We start from the raw sequence: 14,761 nt of genomic DNA, 5'->3' as shown, positions 1-14,761 counted from the left end.
TGAGCGACATCGAAATTAACCTAGAATCGAGTTGATATGGCGATTTGCCTGCATTCTCACTCACTGAATACATTCCGCCAAATCCCCTCGTAACTTATTAAAATTACATTAATTTCTAATACTCAGTTTGACTTCTCTATTGATTAACTAACTTATCCGGAGTGAACATCATGGCTATCTCATTAGAAAACAAAGTTGCCGCCATCACAGGTGCGGCTTCTGGTATTGGACTTGAGTGCGCACGTACCCTACTCAAAGCTGGCGCGAAAGTTGTTTTAATTGACCGTGCCGAAGACCGATTAAATCAGTTAGTTGCCGAACTAGGCGACAATGCAATTCCTCTGGTTGTTGATTTAATGAAGCCAGAACAAGTGGATGGCATGTTAGATGCTATTTTAGCCAAAGCGGGTCGCTTAGATATTTTCCATGCTAACGCAGGCGCGTATATCGGTGGCCCAGTCGCAGAAGGCGACCCTGATGTTTGGGATAAAGTATTAAACCTCAACATCAATGCCGCATTTCGCAGCGTGCGCGCCGTTCTCCCACACTTTATTGAGCAAAAATCAGGGGATGTCCTGTTTACTAGTTCAATCGCAGGGATGGTGCCCGTGATTTGGGAACCTATCTACACCGCATCTAAATTTGCAGTTCAAGCGTTTGTCCATTCAACTCGCCGCCAAGTGTCTCAATACGGTGTTCGCGTTGGTGCTGTATTACCAGGACCTGTTGTCACCGCATTATTGGATGACTGGCCAAAAGAAAAAATGGACGAAGCATTAGCCAATGGCAGCTTAATGCAACCTATCGAAGTCGCTGAAGCGGTTCTATTTATGTTAACTCGTCCAAGAAATATCACCATCCGTGATCTTGTGATCCTACCAAACAGCGTTGACCTTTAATTTTTACCGATAACCATAAAGATTGTGGGAGGACATATGAACAGCCCTACGCAAAGTAAAAATGACGACGTCGTCATTGGTATTGATGTCGGTACAGGCAGCGCGCGTGCAGGTATTTTTGATCTGAGTGGCAACATGCTTGCGTCTGTTAAACACGATATTACGCTCTATCGTGATGGTGCCAATTTCGCAGAGCAATCAAGTAACGAAATCTGGAATGCCGTTTGTTATTGTGTGAAACATGCAATGGCAGATGCCAAAATTGATGCGAAACGTGTCGCAGGAATTGGTTTTGATGCGACCTGCTCTCTGGTTGTTTTAGATAAAAACCAGCAACCTATTTCCGTCAGTCCAAGTGAAGATCCTGAACGCAATATTATTGTTTGGATGGATCACCGTGCCACAGAACAAGCTGAGCGCATCAATAGCCTAAAACACCCGGTATTGAATTATGTTGGCGGCAAGATTTCCCCTGAAATGGAAACCCCAAAAATTCTTTGGCTAAAGGAGAATCGCCGCCAAGCTTATGATAATACGTGGCAATTTTTTGATTTAGCAGATTTCCTAACGTGGAAATCAACGGGTTCTTTAGCGCGTTCTACATGCACAGTAACCTGTAAATGGACTTATTTGGCCCATGAAAAACGCTGGGATGCTGACTATTTTCGCCAAATTGGTCTCGCTGAATTAGCGGATGAAAACTTTGCTCGCATTGGTCAGGAAATTGTCGAACCAGGCACACCAAATGGAAGCGGCTTAACTGCCCAAGCTGCTGAACAAATGGGATTGTTAGTTGGGACACCAGTTGCCGCAGGAATGATTGATGCTCATGCTGGTGGAATTGGCACAGTTGGGGTGAATGGTGATGCAACTGCAAATATGGCGTATGTTTTCGGTACGTCTTCCTGCACGATGACCACCACCCAAGAGCCCGTGTTTATCCCTGGTGTTTGGGGCCCCTATTATTCAGCAATGGTACCGGGTATGTGGCTCAACGAAGGTGGGCAAAGTGCTGCTGGTGCGGCAATTGACCAACTACTTTCTTTACATCCGATGGCTGCACAAGCCAAAGTGATGGCAAAAGAGCAAGGCAAATCATTACCCGTTATGCTGGCGGATAAAGTATTAGAAAAATCAGGTACCCCATCTCAAGCAGTTGAATTAGCTAAAGGTATTCATATTGTTCCTGAGTTTTTAGGCAATAGAGCTCCTTTCGCCGATCCCCACGCGAAAGCCATCATTGCAGGCTTAACGATGGATAACAGCTTTGATAACTTACTTGCATTCTATACCGCCGGTGTTTGCAGTATTGGCTATGGATTACGACAAATCATTGATGCTCAGGCACAATCAGGTGCTGTTATCCAAAATATCGCTATCAGTGGTGGCGCCGGTCAACACCCGCTGATCCGTCAACTCCTAGCTGATACCTGTGGTGTTCCGGTGATTTCAACTCAAGCGGATGAACCTGTATTATTGGGCTCTGCTATTTTGGGAGCCGTCGCCGGGGATGTTTGCGAGAATGTCGCACAAGCAATGGCTCAATTTGCAAATATTGATTTAACGTATCAACCTAATGAGCAATTTAAATTACATCATCAAACTCGATTTACTTCTTTCCAGCATTTACAACAATGTGCGAGAGAACTAAAAGGTTAATTGGCGAATTTAAATAGTCAACCAAAGGGATAAGTTTTATTTATCCCTTTTTATTATCTTTAATAAAAAATTAAATAAAATTAAAACAATGAAAAAATAATTAATTAACATTGAATTTTAGAATTAATAATAATTATTATAATTAAAATAAAAAAGAATATAAATAGTTATTAGATACATATGAAATAGACGTACTAACACATGATATAGAACATCGAAAACACGCTCCCTACACGCAGAAAACAAGGGAAAGCTAAGATTTACCAGAGAGATCATCTGATGAGATATTTATTTTCATATTTTTTAATATGATAGAATTTCATTAATAATTACAGGGGTTAAATTATGACTTTCACCCTTCAATATTCTTTCCAAGAAATAAATTGCTAACATAATGATATAATAGAAAATACAATTTTAGGGTTAATTTAAAAACCAAAAACTAAAATTATCCGACTAATTTTGATAAAAGATTTATAGTAACTTGTGTACTATTCAAAAAAACAAAAATAGGACCCATCATGACAAATACACAACTACTGTTGCTGGCAACCAACAACATCAAAAATAATACCGAACTCAGCCATTCTCAAGAGTCCTATGTTTACCAATTTTACTATGAAAACGTCGCCAATAAATTCTCAACAATTAAAGAATTTATGCATGAATTCATTGCATTAACTAAAGCTGCCTTAGAAAGTGAAGCGGATTTTCACGCATTAAGCTCACGTATTTACGCCGCTATAGAAGAGTACTTAGGAATAGCGCAAGTCCGCTATATTCAACGTCAAAAATTACTGCAAAAGTAAGTGATTCAAGTAAAAACAGACCTCAAATAGAGGCCTGTCCACTATCCCAATAACTTACTGTTCTTGTAACTCAAGTTCTGCAATAACAGGCAAATGGTCACTGACTTTTGACCATTGAAAGTCTTTACTGTCTGTTGGAATTGTCATGGTTTTCACATCCCATACTTGGCCTTTATAGGTAAAGATATGGTCGATATCAATGGCAGGGTTAACCGCAGGCCATGTGCGATAATTAACCCCTTTTTTCTCAACTGGATCCCAAAAATAGTTGATTTCCTGAATAGGTTGCTCTTTGGCGGTTGAGTTGAAATCCCCGGCAAGAATCTTGATAGAGGCAGCAATATTATCAAAACCGGTTTCGGTATCACCAATCGTCGCATCGAGAATATGGCGAACTTGGCCAATGCGGATGGTAGGATCTTTCTGCCAGTCTAAGTGAGTTCCCATGATAATAATGGGGGAATCAAAGCCAGGCTTTGTAATTTGTGATAATAACACCACCCGTTGCTCTGCTCCGCCAGATGGCAAATTCACGACTTGGGATTTCTCAATTTTATATTTTGATAAAATTCCTACACCATATTCACCACCATCAAAATCAAGTGCCTTACCAAATGCAAAATCCATTTTGTTCGCTTTGGCAATTTCCTCTAATTGGTTCACTTTCTTACTGCGCGCAGTTTTATTATCAATTTCAGTTAAGACAATAACATCCGCATCAATCTTAGCGATCGCTTTGCTCAATTCATCTAAATTAGCGACATCTGCCGCCAGCTCATTTTTACCAATATTATAAGTAGCAACTTTGATCGTTGGTTTATTTGCAGAATACACCTTATTCGGCGTTCCGCCATTTTGCACCATTAAAACTTCAGAACCAGTTGTTGCAGCCGTCGCGCCACACGAAACTAAAATTGCGGCAGATATGAGTGTTTTTATTGATTTCATAATGTACTTATCCCCTGTGTAATAACGATATTCAAGTTAAACAAAGCATCTATTTCTGCATAAAATCCGAGCATGCACGATAGATATAATGAGGAAATTAGCACAGAAAGATAAATAAACAGTGACCTCTACGGCATTCTTATTTCGAGATTAAAAATAACTTTTAATCTTTACGTGATTCTGTGACCCAATACACAATGTAGTGCAACAAATACAGTGATTTCTAGCCACTTTGCCTTGCCTCAAATTTATAAGGGAAGACAATTTCATCCTGAATATCGGCAAAGCTTTCTTCAGTATCCCCTAACCATTTTAAGAGTTTTTTCGCGGTATCCCGCGCCATTTTACTGTAATCAATGCGCACAGATGTTAGCGATGGATGAATATGATCGCAATTTTCCGACCCTTCAACGCACACCACCGCCAGCATCTTTGGAATTTTGATTAGCCGCCGCTGACACTCAAACATGACCCCTAAGGCTATCATTTCATGGCTACAAATCACGGCCTCTAATTCTGGTTGACGGGTCAACATTTCGCTAATCGCCTGCCGACCAAAGTCCATGGTTGCCACATAAGGCGTCGTAATGCTTTGCTCAGCACTTAAGTTATGCTTTAACAGGGTGTTATTCCAGCCACTCAGTTGCTGCCCCTGCATTTTGCTGTCCATCTGAGCACCAATATAACCAATACGCTGATGGCCTTTTTGCAATAAATAATGCGTTAGGAAACTGACGGCTTCCCCTAAATTATTTTTTATATTGAGTGTAAAACGATGAGCAGGATCCCCTGTCACATTGATGACGGGGATCGGCAAATTATTCAGAGTCCCCAAAGCACTTTCAGAATTCATTGCACCAAAAATCACCAATGCGGCGGGGCTACTTTGCAACAGCGTGAGTAACACCTCAGACTCTTTTTTATGCTGATAATCGTGACTACCAATCACAACTTGATAATTATTTTTGTTCAAGACTTCTTGTAAAGCTTGCAGAAAAACTGAGCTTGCATTGTCTCGTAATGATGGGATCAACACTGCGATTGTGCGGCTTTGACCTGACGCTAAAATGCCCGCAGCGGAATTGGGAATGTAACCGAGCTCCTCAACAGCTTCATTGATTTTCTCCCTCAATTTATCCGAGACTAACTCCGGTGTCCGCAAAGCACGTGATACCGTCATTGAACCGACTCCCGCATATTTCGCGACGTCTTGCAATGTGACTCTGCCTGTATTCTTTCTTTTTCGGGTTTTCTGCATGAAATTACTTTGTTTCGTCTAAACTTATTATTCAACGACGATAACTTATCACAGCTCCGATTTGTTAATTAACTGCCAAATGCACTAAAAATGATTTTATTAACGATATTTAGCCAAAATGATAGCGCTATCACGAAAATGAATAATTCAGCTAGATAGCGCTACCATAGATCACTACTATTCATTCCATTACTAAAACATCTAATAGAATTTCTTTTTTACCAGGAGCCAAGCCAATGCTAACTACGTTACTAACCCCGAATGTGGTTCAGGTGGTTGACCGCGCCAATGACTGGCGTGATGCAATAAAAATTGCCTGTAATCCCTTAATTAATAATAAATTCATCGAACCTCGTTATATTGATGCCATCATTCAATCCCACGAAAAAATCGGCCCTTACTATGTATTAGGCCCGGGCATTGCAATGCCACATGCCCGCCCTGAAGACGGTGTTAACCAGTTATCTCTCGGTTTAACGGTCATTAAACAAGGGGTTGAGTTTGGTTCAGAAGGTAACGATCCAATTAAGTTATTGATTGTTCTTGCAGCAACAGACAGCAACAGCCACATCGGCGTGATTGCAAAACTGGCTGAACTTTTTGATAACCAAGAAGATATTGATAGCATCATGCAATCAGAAAACGTAGATGACATCCTTAATATCATCGCTAAATATGAATAATTGAGTCATAGGTAAATATTATGAAAATCACTGTTGTTTGTGGAAATGGTTTAGGTACAAGTCTGATGATGGAAATGAGCATCAAGACAATTTTAAAAGATCTGCAAGTTGCGGCTGATGTTGACCACGTTGACTTAGGCTCTGCAAAAGGCACTGTGAGTGATATTTTTGTCGGCACCACCGATATCGCAGAACAATTAGTTGCTCAACAAGTTGGCGGCGAAATTGTTGCTCTAGAAAATATGATTGATAAAGTCGCGATGAAAGAACGTCTGAGCGTAGCTTTACAGAAACTCGGCGCGATGTAACCGGAGGCTTCATGGAATTCTTTCGTTTTCTGATGCAAGATGTGCTTTCTGAACCGGCGGTGCTCGTTGGTCTGATTGCACTTATCGGTCTGATTGCCCAAAAGAAACCTGTCACTGAATGCATTAAAGGCACCATCAAAACTATCATGGGTTTTGTGATTTTAGGTGCCGGTGCAGGGTTAGTTGTCAGTTCTTTAGGTGATTTCTCCGCAATTTTCCAACACGCATTTGGTATCAATGGTGTCGTGCCGAACAACGAAGCGATTGTGTCTATTGCACAAAAAAGCTTCGGTCGTGAAATGGCCATGATCATGTTCTTTGCGATGTTAATCAATATATTGATTGCTCGCCTGACCCCATGGAAATTTATCTTCCTGACAGGTCACCATACTTTATTCATGTCTATGATGATTGCGGTTATCTTAGCGACCGCAGGTATGGAAGGAACCATGCTCGTTGCTGTTGGTTCACTGATTGTGGGTTTCTGTATGGTGTTCTTCCCTGCGATCGCACACCCGTACATGAAAAAAGTCACTGGTTCTGATGATGTGGCAATTGGTCACTTCTCCACGATTTCTTATGTGTTAGCGGGCTTTATCGGTAGCAAATTTGGTAATAAAGAACATTCTACTGAAGATATGAATGTGCCAAAAAGCTTACTGTTCCTGCGTGATACACCAGTGGCTATTTCGTTCACTATGTTCATTATCTTTATCATTACTTGTTTGTTTGCAGGCAGTGATTTTGTTCGTGAAGTGAGCGGCGGTAAAAACTGGTTTATGTTCTCGTTGATGCAATCCATTACTTTCGCAGCGGGTGTTTACATCATTCTGCAAGGTGTGCGCATGGTTATCGCCGAAATCGTTCCTGCATTTAAAGGGATCTCTGACAAACTGGTGCCAAATGCAAAACCTGCTTTAGACTGCCCAGTGGTCTTCCCTTACGCGCCGAATGCGGTATTAGTTGGCTTCTTAAGCAGCTTTGCAGCGGGTGTATTAGGCATGTTTGTTTTGTATGCGCTGAACATGACGGTAATTATTCCGGGTGTTGTACCACACTTCTTCGTGGGTGCGGCGGCTGGGGTCTTCGGTAACGCAACAGGTGGACGCCGTGGTGCGATTCTTGGTGCCTTTGCTCAAGGTCTGTTGATTACCTTCTTACCTGTATTCTTACTGCCTGTCCTCGGTGACATCGGTATTGCAAATACGACCTTTAGTGATGCCGACTTCGGCGCTATCGGAATTTTATTAGGTATTATCGTTCGATAATCCTTCAACCCTCTGAGTTTATACTCAGAGGGTTTTCCTTCATTCCTGCACTGCCTAACTTACTTTCCCAGCCAAGCACCATCTTTAAATAAGAAGTCCTGCAATAAAAGTAAATCGTCCGGCGTAACGTGGATCACCCCTTCTCCCGGGATATCAATTTCTGCAATCATAAACAGTGCCAATGTCGTCAAAGATGGCAAAATCACAATGAGCCAGTTTTTACCTTTTGTTCCTCGAATGTTATAGCCTATCAGGACATTCGAGCAGACAGCGAAAAATATCAGTAAGAACCAAGCAGCATTCGGTATTTGGTGTCGCCAGCTCGCCATGGTTTTTTGTTGAGAAACATATAAATCACCAAATGCCGATAAAACCGAAGAGACCACAGGGTTCGGCGATTCTTGAGCCTGCTTCACACCAATTTCCCAAAGTTGCCCTTGTTTAGTCAGTGATGTCATTCGCCATTGGCTGTTTTCATCACTGACTCCCGATTTAAAAAATTCGATACGCGCTTCAAGATATTGTTGAATAAGCAATGAGGCTTCCGCCCGCTCATCACCGCTGAGTAATTGGGCTCGCTGATAGGCATTTCCAATCGCAATTGCTTCGTTTTCTTCTGTTTGTTGGCGGTTGTTATAGCCATTGATAGAAATCGATAATACAAAGCCAATCAACAGACCCAATAGCGACAAAATCGCCCCTAAAATAATTTTAGCCTCATCATCCGCTAGTTCTTCATGAGCACTGCGGCGTTTAAAAATATATTTCCCAATATAAGCAGAAATAATTAATAAAATGAAGGTGACAATAAATAACAGAATAGAATCAATGGGTGTATCGTTAATTAACTCAGAGAGGTTAAACATGCGTGGCACCAGAAAAATTTATTTGCCGATATATAACACGATCAAATCCGGAATATCTATGGAAATTACCTTTTTGTTGAGTATTTTGGTAATAAGCTTCAGGGCTGTTATCCAATAACGATAACTGAAGTTGAAATGACATCAATAAATGAATAGTTTCAGAATTTAAGTATAAAATTTAACTTAATAAAAAATATCGCCATATTCAATCTATGGTAAATATGGCGATTTGCAGTATCAGAAGTAGACAGTATTAGAACTAAATCGAATTATAGCTAAGTCGGATTAGCGTTCTTCGTCTCGCAGGGTCAGTACTTCATAACCATCTTTAGTGACCAAAATGGTGTGTTCCGACTGCGCAGAAAGCTTTTTATCTCGCGTCACGACCGTCCAACCATCCTTTTTGGTTTTTATTTTCATACCACCTTGGTTGATCATCGGTTCAATGGTGAATGTCATCCCTTCCTTTAGAACTACACCGCGTCCACGGGTTCCATAATGTAATACTTGCGGGTCCTCATGCATTTTTCGACCAATGCCGTGCCCACAATATTCGCGAACGACGCTATAACCGTTTGATTCCGCATGATGTTGGATAGCAGAACCAATGTCACCTAACGTCGCTCCAGGTTTTACCTGCTTGATCCCTTCCCACATTGCATTATAGGTGTCTTTCACTAATTTTCGGGCTAGTGGGGAAGCCTCTGGCATCACATACATTTTACTTGAATCAGCAATAAAGCCATTTTTCTCAAGGGTAATATCCACGTTGATAATGTCTTTTGGCTTTAAAATTTCATCGATTTTTGGCACACCATGGCAAACAACTTCATTAATTGAGGTATTTAGAACATATTGATAACCATATTGGCCTTTACTGGCAGGACGCGCTTGAAGTTCATTCACAATATAGCTTTCGACTTTGTCGTTAATTTCCATCGTGGATATTCCGGGAACGATAAACTCATCCAACATTTTAAAAACGCTGGCAAGTAATCGACCAGATTCTCGCATTAATTCTATCTCTTCAACATTTTTAATCGTGATATTGTCCATTGAGTTTCCTTTTAACTGCCGTTCACGTATTCAGCATTTCGTTAAATAACGTGCTAAAAATCTGACTTAACATAAATTAGCTATGCATATAAATTGGTATGATCATAGCGTATCAATTCATCCCATTAAAGCGCTCCATTATTGAAAGGCACAAAACGGCATAAAGTAAATAAGTGATGATTTGTTAAGCTTCAAGGATTGTCTTAGTTACAGCTAGAATCATTGCTGCTAGATTATTAAGTAGAAAATTTAAATTTCTTGCGTTATGAATCGGTTATTGAGACTAAATTGAGGAAACCAATGAAAAAATATTTACTGAGTATTAGTTTAGCCGCCAATGCTGTTTTACTCATTGCACTGATCTCTGTCGCCGTGATGCTATTTAATTTAAAAGCGAAGGTGGATAACGCAATTCAACAAGTGAAAGACGGTGAATATATTGAGTTGGCCAAAGATAATATTTTACCTGACTCTTTAAAAGATCTGTCTAAGATTGATGTCACAGATAAACCTTGTGACTATTTTTATCAGAATGTGGACGTGTTTATCGAATATTTAAAAGATAACCCAGACATTGCAGGCGCAGATATTTATGCCAATCAAATTGCCGCATTAAAACGTAAAATTGAAAAAGCCCCTTCCATTTTTCAAGATAAAGCCTGTGAAAAAGGAATTTCTGGGCTTAATTTTATGATTGAAACTATCTCACCCACTGAATAACGGATACTAATCACCCCCATTTTCATTGAGGGTGGCTTTGCAAATAATCCTAACGGCACGCTAATTACTTTAGCTAACTTCCATCACTTGAATTTGCTCTAACCACTCATAGTCCCCAATGATTGGCCGCCCCTCTAGCCAGCGGGATAGCATATCCAACATTAACATCACGCTAACCTGCTGTTTTTCGAGTTCTGAGTGATTACGAGGTAAATAATTTACGCTCTGAGCATAACTGCCCGTTGGTGTTGATAGCGCTAGAGATAACACGCCTTCATGATAGTCACCAACCACTAAACCAATCTCACACTGATTTAGCGACCGACTATTTTTTGCAGTTTGGACTAATGTGGCCAAATCCGACTGCACTGCCGATTTTTCAATATTCCCTTGAGTGACAGATACTTTTGCTGCATTCAATGTCCAATAGAGTAAACCCGCGCTGAACTGTTCATGAGTCACAACCGAAAGCTGTTGTTGTTCAAGCGCTTCCTGCACTAACGCGCCAATACCTTCGGTTCCTTCGAATACTTTATTATCACCGACACCCGCTTTCACGACTCGCCAAACTTGCTCCATCGCATTGCGTTGATTTGCAGGCCCTGTCAATTTTAATTCAATGATTGGCATTGAAGAGCGGTAACCCAACACGCACTCTTTTGGTAATTCAAGTGGGTCAAACTGCCTTGCAAGACTACTTTCACTGCGACCAAAGCTGGTTAGACGCAAACAAATTGGTGGCTCTGGCAACGTAAGCTTTTGACGTAAACGAGGAATGATCTGTTCATTAACCATGACTTTAAATTCAGAAGGGACGCCCGGTGTAAAAAAGAACCAGCAATCATTAAGATACAGCGCAAAACCACAAGCTGTTCCCACAGGATTATCAATAAGTTCAGCATTGGCGGGTAACATGGCCTGCTTACGATTGGTAGCCGGTATTTCACGTCTTCGAGCAGTAAAATAGCTTTCCATTACCGCAATCCACTCAGGATGCTCAACAAGTGGTACGCCTGCAGCGGTTGCAGCCGCTAAGGCACTGAGATCATCACTCGTTGGGCCTAACCCACCATTAACAATAACCACATCTGCATGATGGCTACGTTCGATAAATGTTTCCACTAAGCTATCAAGAGAGTCACCGACTGTTGTACGGCTATGCAGCGGTATTCCTTGCTGGAACAAACAATCCGCTAGCCAAGCCGCATTGGTATCAACAATTTGGCCATGCAGCACTTCATCACCAGTACTTAACATTTCTACAATCAACATCCCTGCGCTCCCTTTTTGAGGCTCACCATGAAAAACCAATTTGATCATTATTATCCTAGAGCTCAAAAAATAAAACCCCGAGAACCGTTTTACCAGCGCTCGGGGTTTTCAGCGAAATAGATAGTTATCTATTAAACTAATTCTTTCACTTCAAAATTAACTTCGCCGCTTAAGTCTGCTTCGTAATCAACGCCATCTAAGCCAAAGCCGAATAAACGTAAGAATTCTGCTTTGTAGCCTTGATAGTCAGTCAGTGCATTGATGTTGTCGTCGTTAAGCTGTTTCCAGATTTGACGACAAGTTTCTTGCACATCATCACGCAGTTCCCAGTCATCCAGACGCAGACGGTTTTTCTCGTCAGTTTCTGGTGTTTCACCGCTGAATAATTTCGTTGCGAACAGACGTTGAATTTGCTCGATGCAACCTTCATGAATGCCTTGCTCTTTCATGATTTTGAACACGATTGAGATGTAAAGAGGCATGACAGGAATTGCTGAAGACGCTTGAGTGACCACAGATTTCAGTACAGCAACATGTGCGGAACCGCCTTTCTGTGCCATTTTTTCGTTGATAGCATGGGCTGCGCGATCTAAATCTTCTTTCGCTTTGCCTAATGTACCGTGCCAGTAGATTGGCCAAGTTAAATCAGTACCGATATAGGAGTAAGCAACAGATTGTGCATTGTCAGCCAGAACGCCCGCATCCGCTAATGCGTTCATCCACAATTCCCAATCTTGACCGCCCATCACTTTCACGGTGTCTTCGATTTCTTGCTCGTTGGCCGGTTCAACAACGGCTTCGATCAGCACGTCTTTGTTAGTATCCAGCGCAACAGATTTGTACGGTTCGCCAATTGGTTTTAATGCTGAACGTACAACTTCACCCGTTTCAGGCATTTTACGCACTGGGGAAGCCAGTGAATAAACCACTAAATCGATTTGACCTAAATCTTGTTTAATCAAGTCGATTACGGTTTGACGGCATTCATTAGAGAATGCATCACCGTTGATGCTTTTCGCATACAGACCCGCTTCTTTCGCTGCTTTGTCAAAACCAGCTGCGTTGTACCAGCCTGCGGAACCTGTTTTGCTCTCACTGCCCGGCTTTTCAAAGAAAACACCGATGGTCGCTGCACCGCTGCCAAAAGCCGCATTGATGCGAGAAGCCAGACCATAACCAGTGGATGCACCAATTACCAGAACCTTTTTCGGTCCATTTTTCAGTTCACCACGAGATTTCACATAGGCAATTTGCTCACGAACATGGGCTTCGCAGCCTGCTGGGTGAGCTGTAGTGCAGATAAAACCACGAATTTTAGGTTTGATAATCATAGTAATTTTTCTTGGTAGCTTACAATCGAACACTAATATACCTGATATTCACCTTATACTTAAGATGTATAGGCAAGAAACATAGTGAACAGACCAGTTTATTTAGGATTTTGACTCTTTTCGTGCTGTTCTACTTGAGAAAAAGCGAGCGCTTTCAACCAATCTGCAAGTAATGGTGTGGTTTTTATCGCATCTAACATCGCACGCTCATGCTTCGTTAAGCGGACAACCACAATTTCAGTTTTCATATTAGACATCACCCTCTCCTTTTTCTAAAACGCTGATATTGGCACAGTTCAAGGTGGGATGGGTCTGACTTACTTATTTTTACTTAGTCTTTCGGGATCTTGATAAAAATGGGAGAAAAATGACAAAAAACAGGATTCGCAGAACCCATTGAAAAACGATAATTATTTTTATATTCAAAACGCAAAAAAGCCACCCATTGGGTGGCTTCTTCTTTTTCTAACTTACTGATTAAACTCAGTGAAGTTTTATATGGTGCCCAGGGCGGGACTTGAACCCGCACAGCCTTACAGCCGAGGGATTTTAAATCCCTTGTGTCTACCGATTTCACCACCTGGGCCAAATTTTTAATACTGCTTTACTGCATATCTAGTTGTTAACTTTACTAACTAGTTTAAATCTTTAAAGTAAAATGGACCTATTGGTCCATTTACTGAATATGGTGCCCAGGGCGGGACTTGAACCCGCACAGCCTTACAGCCGAGGGATTTTAAATCCCTTGTGTCTACCGATTTCACCACCTGGGCTAGAATTTGGAGGCGCGTCCCGGAGTCGAACCGAGCTACACGGATTTGCAATCCGGTGCATAACCGCTTTGCTAACGCGCCTTACACCCTAGTCTTTTTCAAGATTTGGAGCGGGAAACGAGACTCGAACTCGCGACCCCGACCTTGGCAAGGTCGTGCTCTACCAACTGAGCTATTCCCGCTTAAGCTTCACTTTTCAGTTTCTGCTCTCAAACTGGCTGATTTACTTATTTATTTTCGTAAACCACGTTGCCGTTCGATGCGTTGCATTCTACTGATTTCACCTATCGAGTCAATACAATTATTGAAATAATTGGATCGTTCGCTGTTTTTTCAATCATTTCGATCACGCTTCGCTCAAATCGCCCCACGCAGCCTTTAAATATTGGAACATTGACCAGAAAGTCAGAATTGCAGCCACATATAAAAGAGCAATAGACAGATGTTCGATCAGCGGATTTGGACGCCATAATAAGCCCACCAGCGACATCATTTGCGCGGTAGTTTTGAACTTACCGATCCAAGAAACAGCCACACTGCTACGTTTACCAATTTCTGCCATCCACTCTCTGAGTGAAGAGATAATGATTTCACGAGCAATCATGGTTGCTGCAGGTAAAGTGACATACCAAACATCGTAACTTTCAGTCACTAAGACTAAAGCGGTTGCAACCATAACCTTGTCGGCAACAGGATCGAGGAAAGCACCAAACTTGGTCGTTTGCTTCCATAGACGCGCTAAAAATCCGTCGAACCAATCCGTTACAGCGGCAATCACGAAGATCAGCGCACAAGCGAAAGGTCCCCAACTGACAGGAAGATAAAATGCTAATACGAAAAACGGTATCAGGATGACACGGAATAAGGTCAACCACGTTGGTATATTTAATTTCATCGCGCTCACTAACTCT

Annotated in this window: 15 protein-coding genes and 4 tRNA genes; 7 read left to right on the top strand and 12 right to left on the bottom strand. The window is 41.5% G+C overall.

Going from position 1 to position 14,761, the window contains the following annotated elements:
• Positions 1-170: 170 nt before the first annotated feature.
• From QS795_RS06745 to QS795_RS06735, 3 genes are all read left to right on the top strand, one after another.
• Entirely contained in the window at positions 171-899 is a 729-nt protein-coding gene (locus tag QS795_RS06745; protein WP_154604099.1) for an SDR family oxidoreductase, read from the top strand.
• A 36-nt stretch (positions 900-935) separates the two neighbouring features.
• Entirely contained in the window at positions 936-2,558 is a 1,623-nt protein-coding gene (locus tag QS795_RS06740) for an FGGY-family carbohydrate kinase (RefSeq protein WP_286269421.1), read from the top strand.
• Between the two features lie 521 nt (positions 2,559-3,079).
• Positions 3,080-3,367 carry a hypothetical protein gene (locus tag QS795_RS06735; protein ID WP_154604101.1) on the top strand — a complete coding sequence of 96 codons (288 nt, stop codon included), beginning with the start codon at positions 3,080-3,082 and terminating at the stop codon, positions 3,365-3,367.
• A gap of 54 nt (positions 3,368-3,421) precedes the next feature.
• Here the strand turns inward: QS795_RS06735 and QS795_RS06730 are convergent, their stop codons facing one another.
• Together QS795_RS06730 and QS795_RS06725 are read right to left on the bottom strand one after the other, a co-directional pair.
• A complete protein-coding gene (locus QS795_RS06730) occupies positions 3,422-4,315 on the bottom strand; it encodes an endonuclease/exonuclease/phosphatase family protein (protein WP_286269420.1) in 894 nt (297 codons plus the stop codon).
• Positions 4,316-4,538: 223 nt separating this feature from the next.
• Positions 4,539-5,573: a LacI family DNA-binding transcriptional regulator gene (locus tag QS795_RS06725; RefSeq protein WP_154604103.1), complete on the bottom strand. Its 1,035-nt coding sequence runs from the start codon at positions 5,571-5,573 to the stop codon at positions 4,539-4,541.
• Positions 5,574-5,809: 236 nt separating this feature from the next.
• Here QS795_RS06725 and QS795_RS06720 point away from each other — a divergent pair, with 236 nt between their 5' ends.
• From QS795_RS06720 to QS795_RS06710, 3 genes are read left to right on the top strand one after another with little or no spacing between them, the layout of a single operon-like run.
• On the top strand, positions 5,810-6,256 hold the full coding sequence (locus QS795_RS06720; RefSeq protein ID WP_286269416.1) for a PTS sugar transporter subunit IIA: 447 nt from the start codon (positions 5,810-5,812) through the stop codon (positions 6,254-6,256).
• Positions 6,257-6,276: 20 nt separating this feature from the next.
• Complete coding sequence (locus tag QS795_RS06715) at positions 6,277-6,564, top strand: PTS sugar transporter subunit IIB (protein WP_006659412.1); 288 nt, start codon at positions 6,277-6,279, stop codon at positions 6,562-6,564.
• An 11-nt stretch (positions 6,565-6,575) separates the two neighbouring features.
• Positions 6,576-7,832 (top strand): PTS ascorbate transporter subunit IIC, encoded by a 1,257-nt coding sequence (locus QS795_RS06710; protein WP_006659411.1) that lies wholly within the window; start codon positions 6,576-6,578, stop codon positions 7,830-7,832.
• Positions 7,833-7,891: 59 nt separating this feature from the next.
• On the opposite strand, the gene QS795_RS06705 is transcribed toward QS795_RS06710, so the two are convergent.
• Together QS795_RS06705 and map are read right to left on the bottom strand one after the other, a co-directional pair.
• A complete protein-coding gene (locus QS795_RS06705; RefSeq protein WP_181478465.1) occupies positions 7,892-8,698 on the bottom strand; it encodes a bestrophin-like domain in 807 nt (268 codons plus the stop codon).
• A 285-nt stretch (positions 8,699-8,983) separates the two neighbouring features.
• Positions 8,984-9,754 carry a type I methionyl aminopeptidase gene (map, locus tag QS795_RS06700; RefSeq protein ID WP_154604106.1) on the bottom strand — a complete coding sequence of 257 codons (771 nt, stop codon included), beginning with the start codon at positions 9,752-9,754 and terminating at the stop codon, positions 8,984-8,986.
• 300 nt (positions 9,755-10,054) lie between these two features.
• On the opposite strand from map, the gene QS795_RS06695 reads away from it, so the two are divergent.
• Complete coding sequence (locus tag QS795_RS06695) at positions 10,055-10,474, top strand: DUF5339 family protein (RefSeq protein WP_154639183.1); 420 nt, start codon at positions 10,055-10,057, stop codon at positions 10,472-10,474.
• Positions 10,475-10,543: 69 nt separating this feature from the next.
• Here QS795_RS06695 and QS795_RS06690 read toward each other — a convergent pair whose 3' ends face one another.
• From QS795_RS06690 to pgsA, 8 genes are all read right to left on the bottom strand, one after another.
• Positions 10,544-11,746 carry a nicotinamide mononucleotide deamidase-related protein YfaY gene (locus QS795_RS06690; protein WP_286269550.1) on the bottom strand — a complete coding sequence of 401 codons (1,203 nt, stop codon included), beginning with the start codon at positions 11,744-11,746 and terminating at the stop codon, positions 10,544-10,546.
• Between the two features lie 131 nt (positions 11,747-11,877).
• Positions 11,878-13,077 (bottom strand): enoyl-ACP reductase FabV, encoded by a 1,200-nt coding sequence (fabV, locus tag QS795_RS06685; protein WP_154604109.1) that lies wholly within the window; start codon positions 13,075-13,077, stop codon positions 11,878-11,880.
• A gap of 98 nt (positions 13,078-13,175) precedes the next feature.
• On the bottom strand, positions 13,176-13,334 hold the full coding sequence (locus QS795_RS06680; protein WP_154604110.1) for an MbeCy: 159 nt from the start codon (positions 13,332-13,334) through the stop codon (positions 13,176-13,178).
• A gap of 242 nt (positions 13,335-13,576) precedes the next feature.
• Positions 13,577-13,663 (bottom strand) — tRNA-Leu (locus tag QS795_RS06675).
• A 100-nt stretch (positions 13,664-13,763) separates the two neighbouring features.
• A tRNA-Leu gene (locus tag QS795_RS06670) sits at positions 13,764-13,850 on the bottom strand.
• A 7-nt stretch (positions 13,851-13,857) separates the two neighbouring features.
• Positions 13,858-13,931, bottom strand: a tRNA-Cys gene (locus tag QS795_RS06665).
• A gap of 25 nt (positions 13,932-13,956) precedes the next feature.
• Positions 13,957-14,032: transfer RNA gene (locus tag QS795_RS06660), tRNA-Gly, on the bottom strand.
• Between the two features lie 164 nt (positions 14,033-14,196).
• Positions 14,197-14,745: a CDP-diacylglycerol--glycerol-3-phosphate 3-phosphatidyltransferase gene (gene pgsA, locus QS795_RS06655; protein WP_006657588.1), complete on the bottom strand. Its 549-nt coding sequence runs from the start codon at positions 14,743-14,745 to the stop codon at positions 14,197-14,199.
• Positions 14,746-14,761: the final 16 nt, after the last annotated feature.

It is taken from the genome of Providencia zhijiangensis (genome assembly GCF_030315915.2).
GTDB classification, from domain to species: Bacteria; Pseudomonadota; Gammaproteobacteria; order Enterobacterales; family Enterobacteriaceae; genus Providencia; species Providencia zhijiangensis.
This window is presented reverse-complemented; position numbering and strand designations above follow the sequence as displayed.

Excerpts from the sequence above, each read along its gene's own strand:
- QS795_RS06680 (WP_154604110.1), bottom strand. The coding sequence starts at position 13,334 with ATGTCTAATATGAAAACTGAAATTGTGGTTGTCCGCTTAACGAAGCAT.
- QS795_RS06745 (WP_154604099.1), top strand. The coding sequence starts at position 171 with ATGGCTATCTCATTAGAAAACAAAGTTGCCGCCATCACAGGTGCGGCT.
- QS795_RS06715 (WP_006659412.1), top strand. The coding sequence starts at position 6,277 with ATGAAAATCACTGTTGTTTGTGGAAATGGTTTAGGTACAAGTCTGATG.
- QS795_RS06725 (WP_154604103.1), bottom strand. The coding sequence starts at position 5,573 with ATGCAGAAAACCCGAAAAAGAAAGAATACAGGCAGAGTCACATTGCAA.
- QS795_RS06740 (WP_286269421.1), top strand. The coding sequence starts at position 936 with ATGAACAGCCCTACGCAAAGTAAAAATGACGACGTCGTCATTGGTATT.
- QS795_RS06710 (WP_006659411.1), top strand. The coding sequence starts at position 6,576 with ATGGAATTCTTTCGTTTTCTGATGCAAGATGTGCTTTCTGAACCGGCG.
- QS795_RS06730 (WP_286269420.1), bottom strand. The coding sequence starts at position 4,315 with ATGAAATCAATAAAAACACTCATATCTGCCGCAATTTTAGTTTCGTGT.
- QS795_RS06695 (WP_154639183.1), top strand. The coding sequence starts at position 10,055 with ATGAAAAAATATTTACTGAGTATTAGTTTAGCCGCCAATGCTGTTTTA.
- QS795_RS06705 (WP_181478465.1), bottom strand. The coding sequence starts at position 8,698 with ATGTTTAACCTCTCTGAGTTAATTAACGATACACCCATTGATTCTATT.
- QS795_RS06690 (WP_286269550.1), bottom strand. The coding sequence starts at position 11,746 with ATGTTGATTGTAGAAATGTTAAGTACTGGTGATGAAGTGCTGCATGGC.
- fabV (WP_154604109.1), bottom strand. The coding sequence starts at position 13,077 with ATGATTATCAAACCTAAAATTCGTGGTTTTATCTGCACTACAGCTCAC.
- QS795_RS06720 (WP_286269416.1), top strand. The coding sequence starts at position 5,810 with ATGCTAACTACGTTACTAACCCCGAATGTGGTTCAGGTGGTTGACCGC.
- QS795_RS06735 (WP_154604101.1), top strand. The coding sequence starts at position 3,080 with ATGACAAATACACAACTACTGTTGCTGGCAACCAACAACATCAAAAAT.
- pgsA (WP_006657588.1), bottom strand. The coding sequence starts at position 14,745 with ATGAAATTAAATATACCAACGTGGTTGACCTTATTCCGTGTCATCCTG.
- map (WP_154604106.1), bottom strand. The coding sequence starts at position 9,754 with ATGGACAATATCACGATTAAAAATGTTGAAGAGATAGAATTAATGCGA.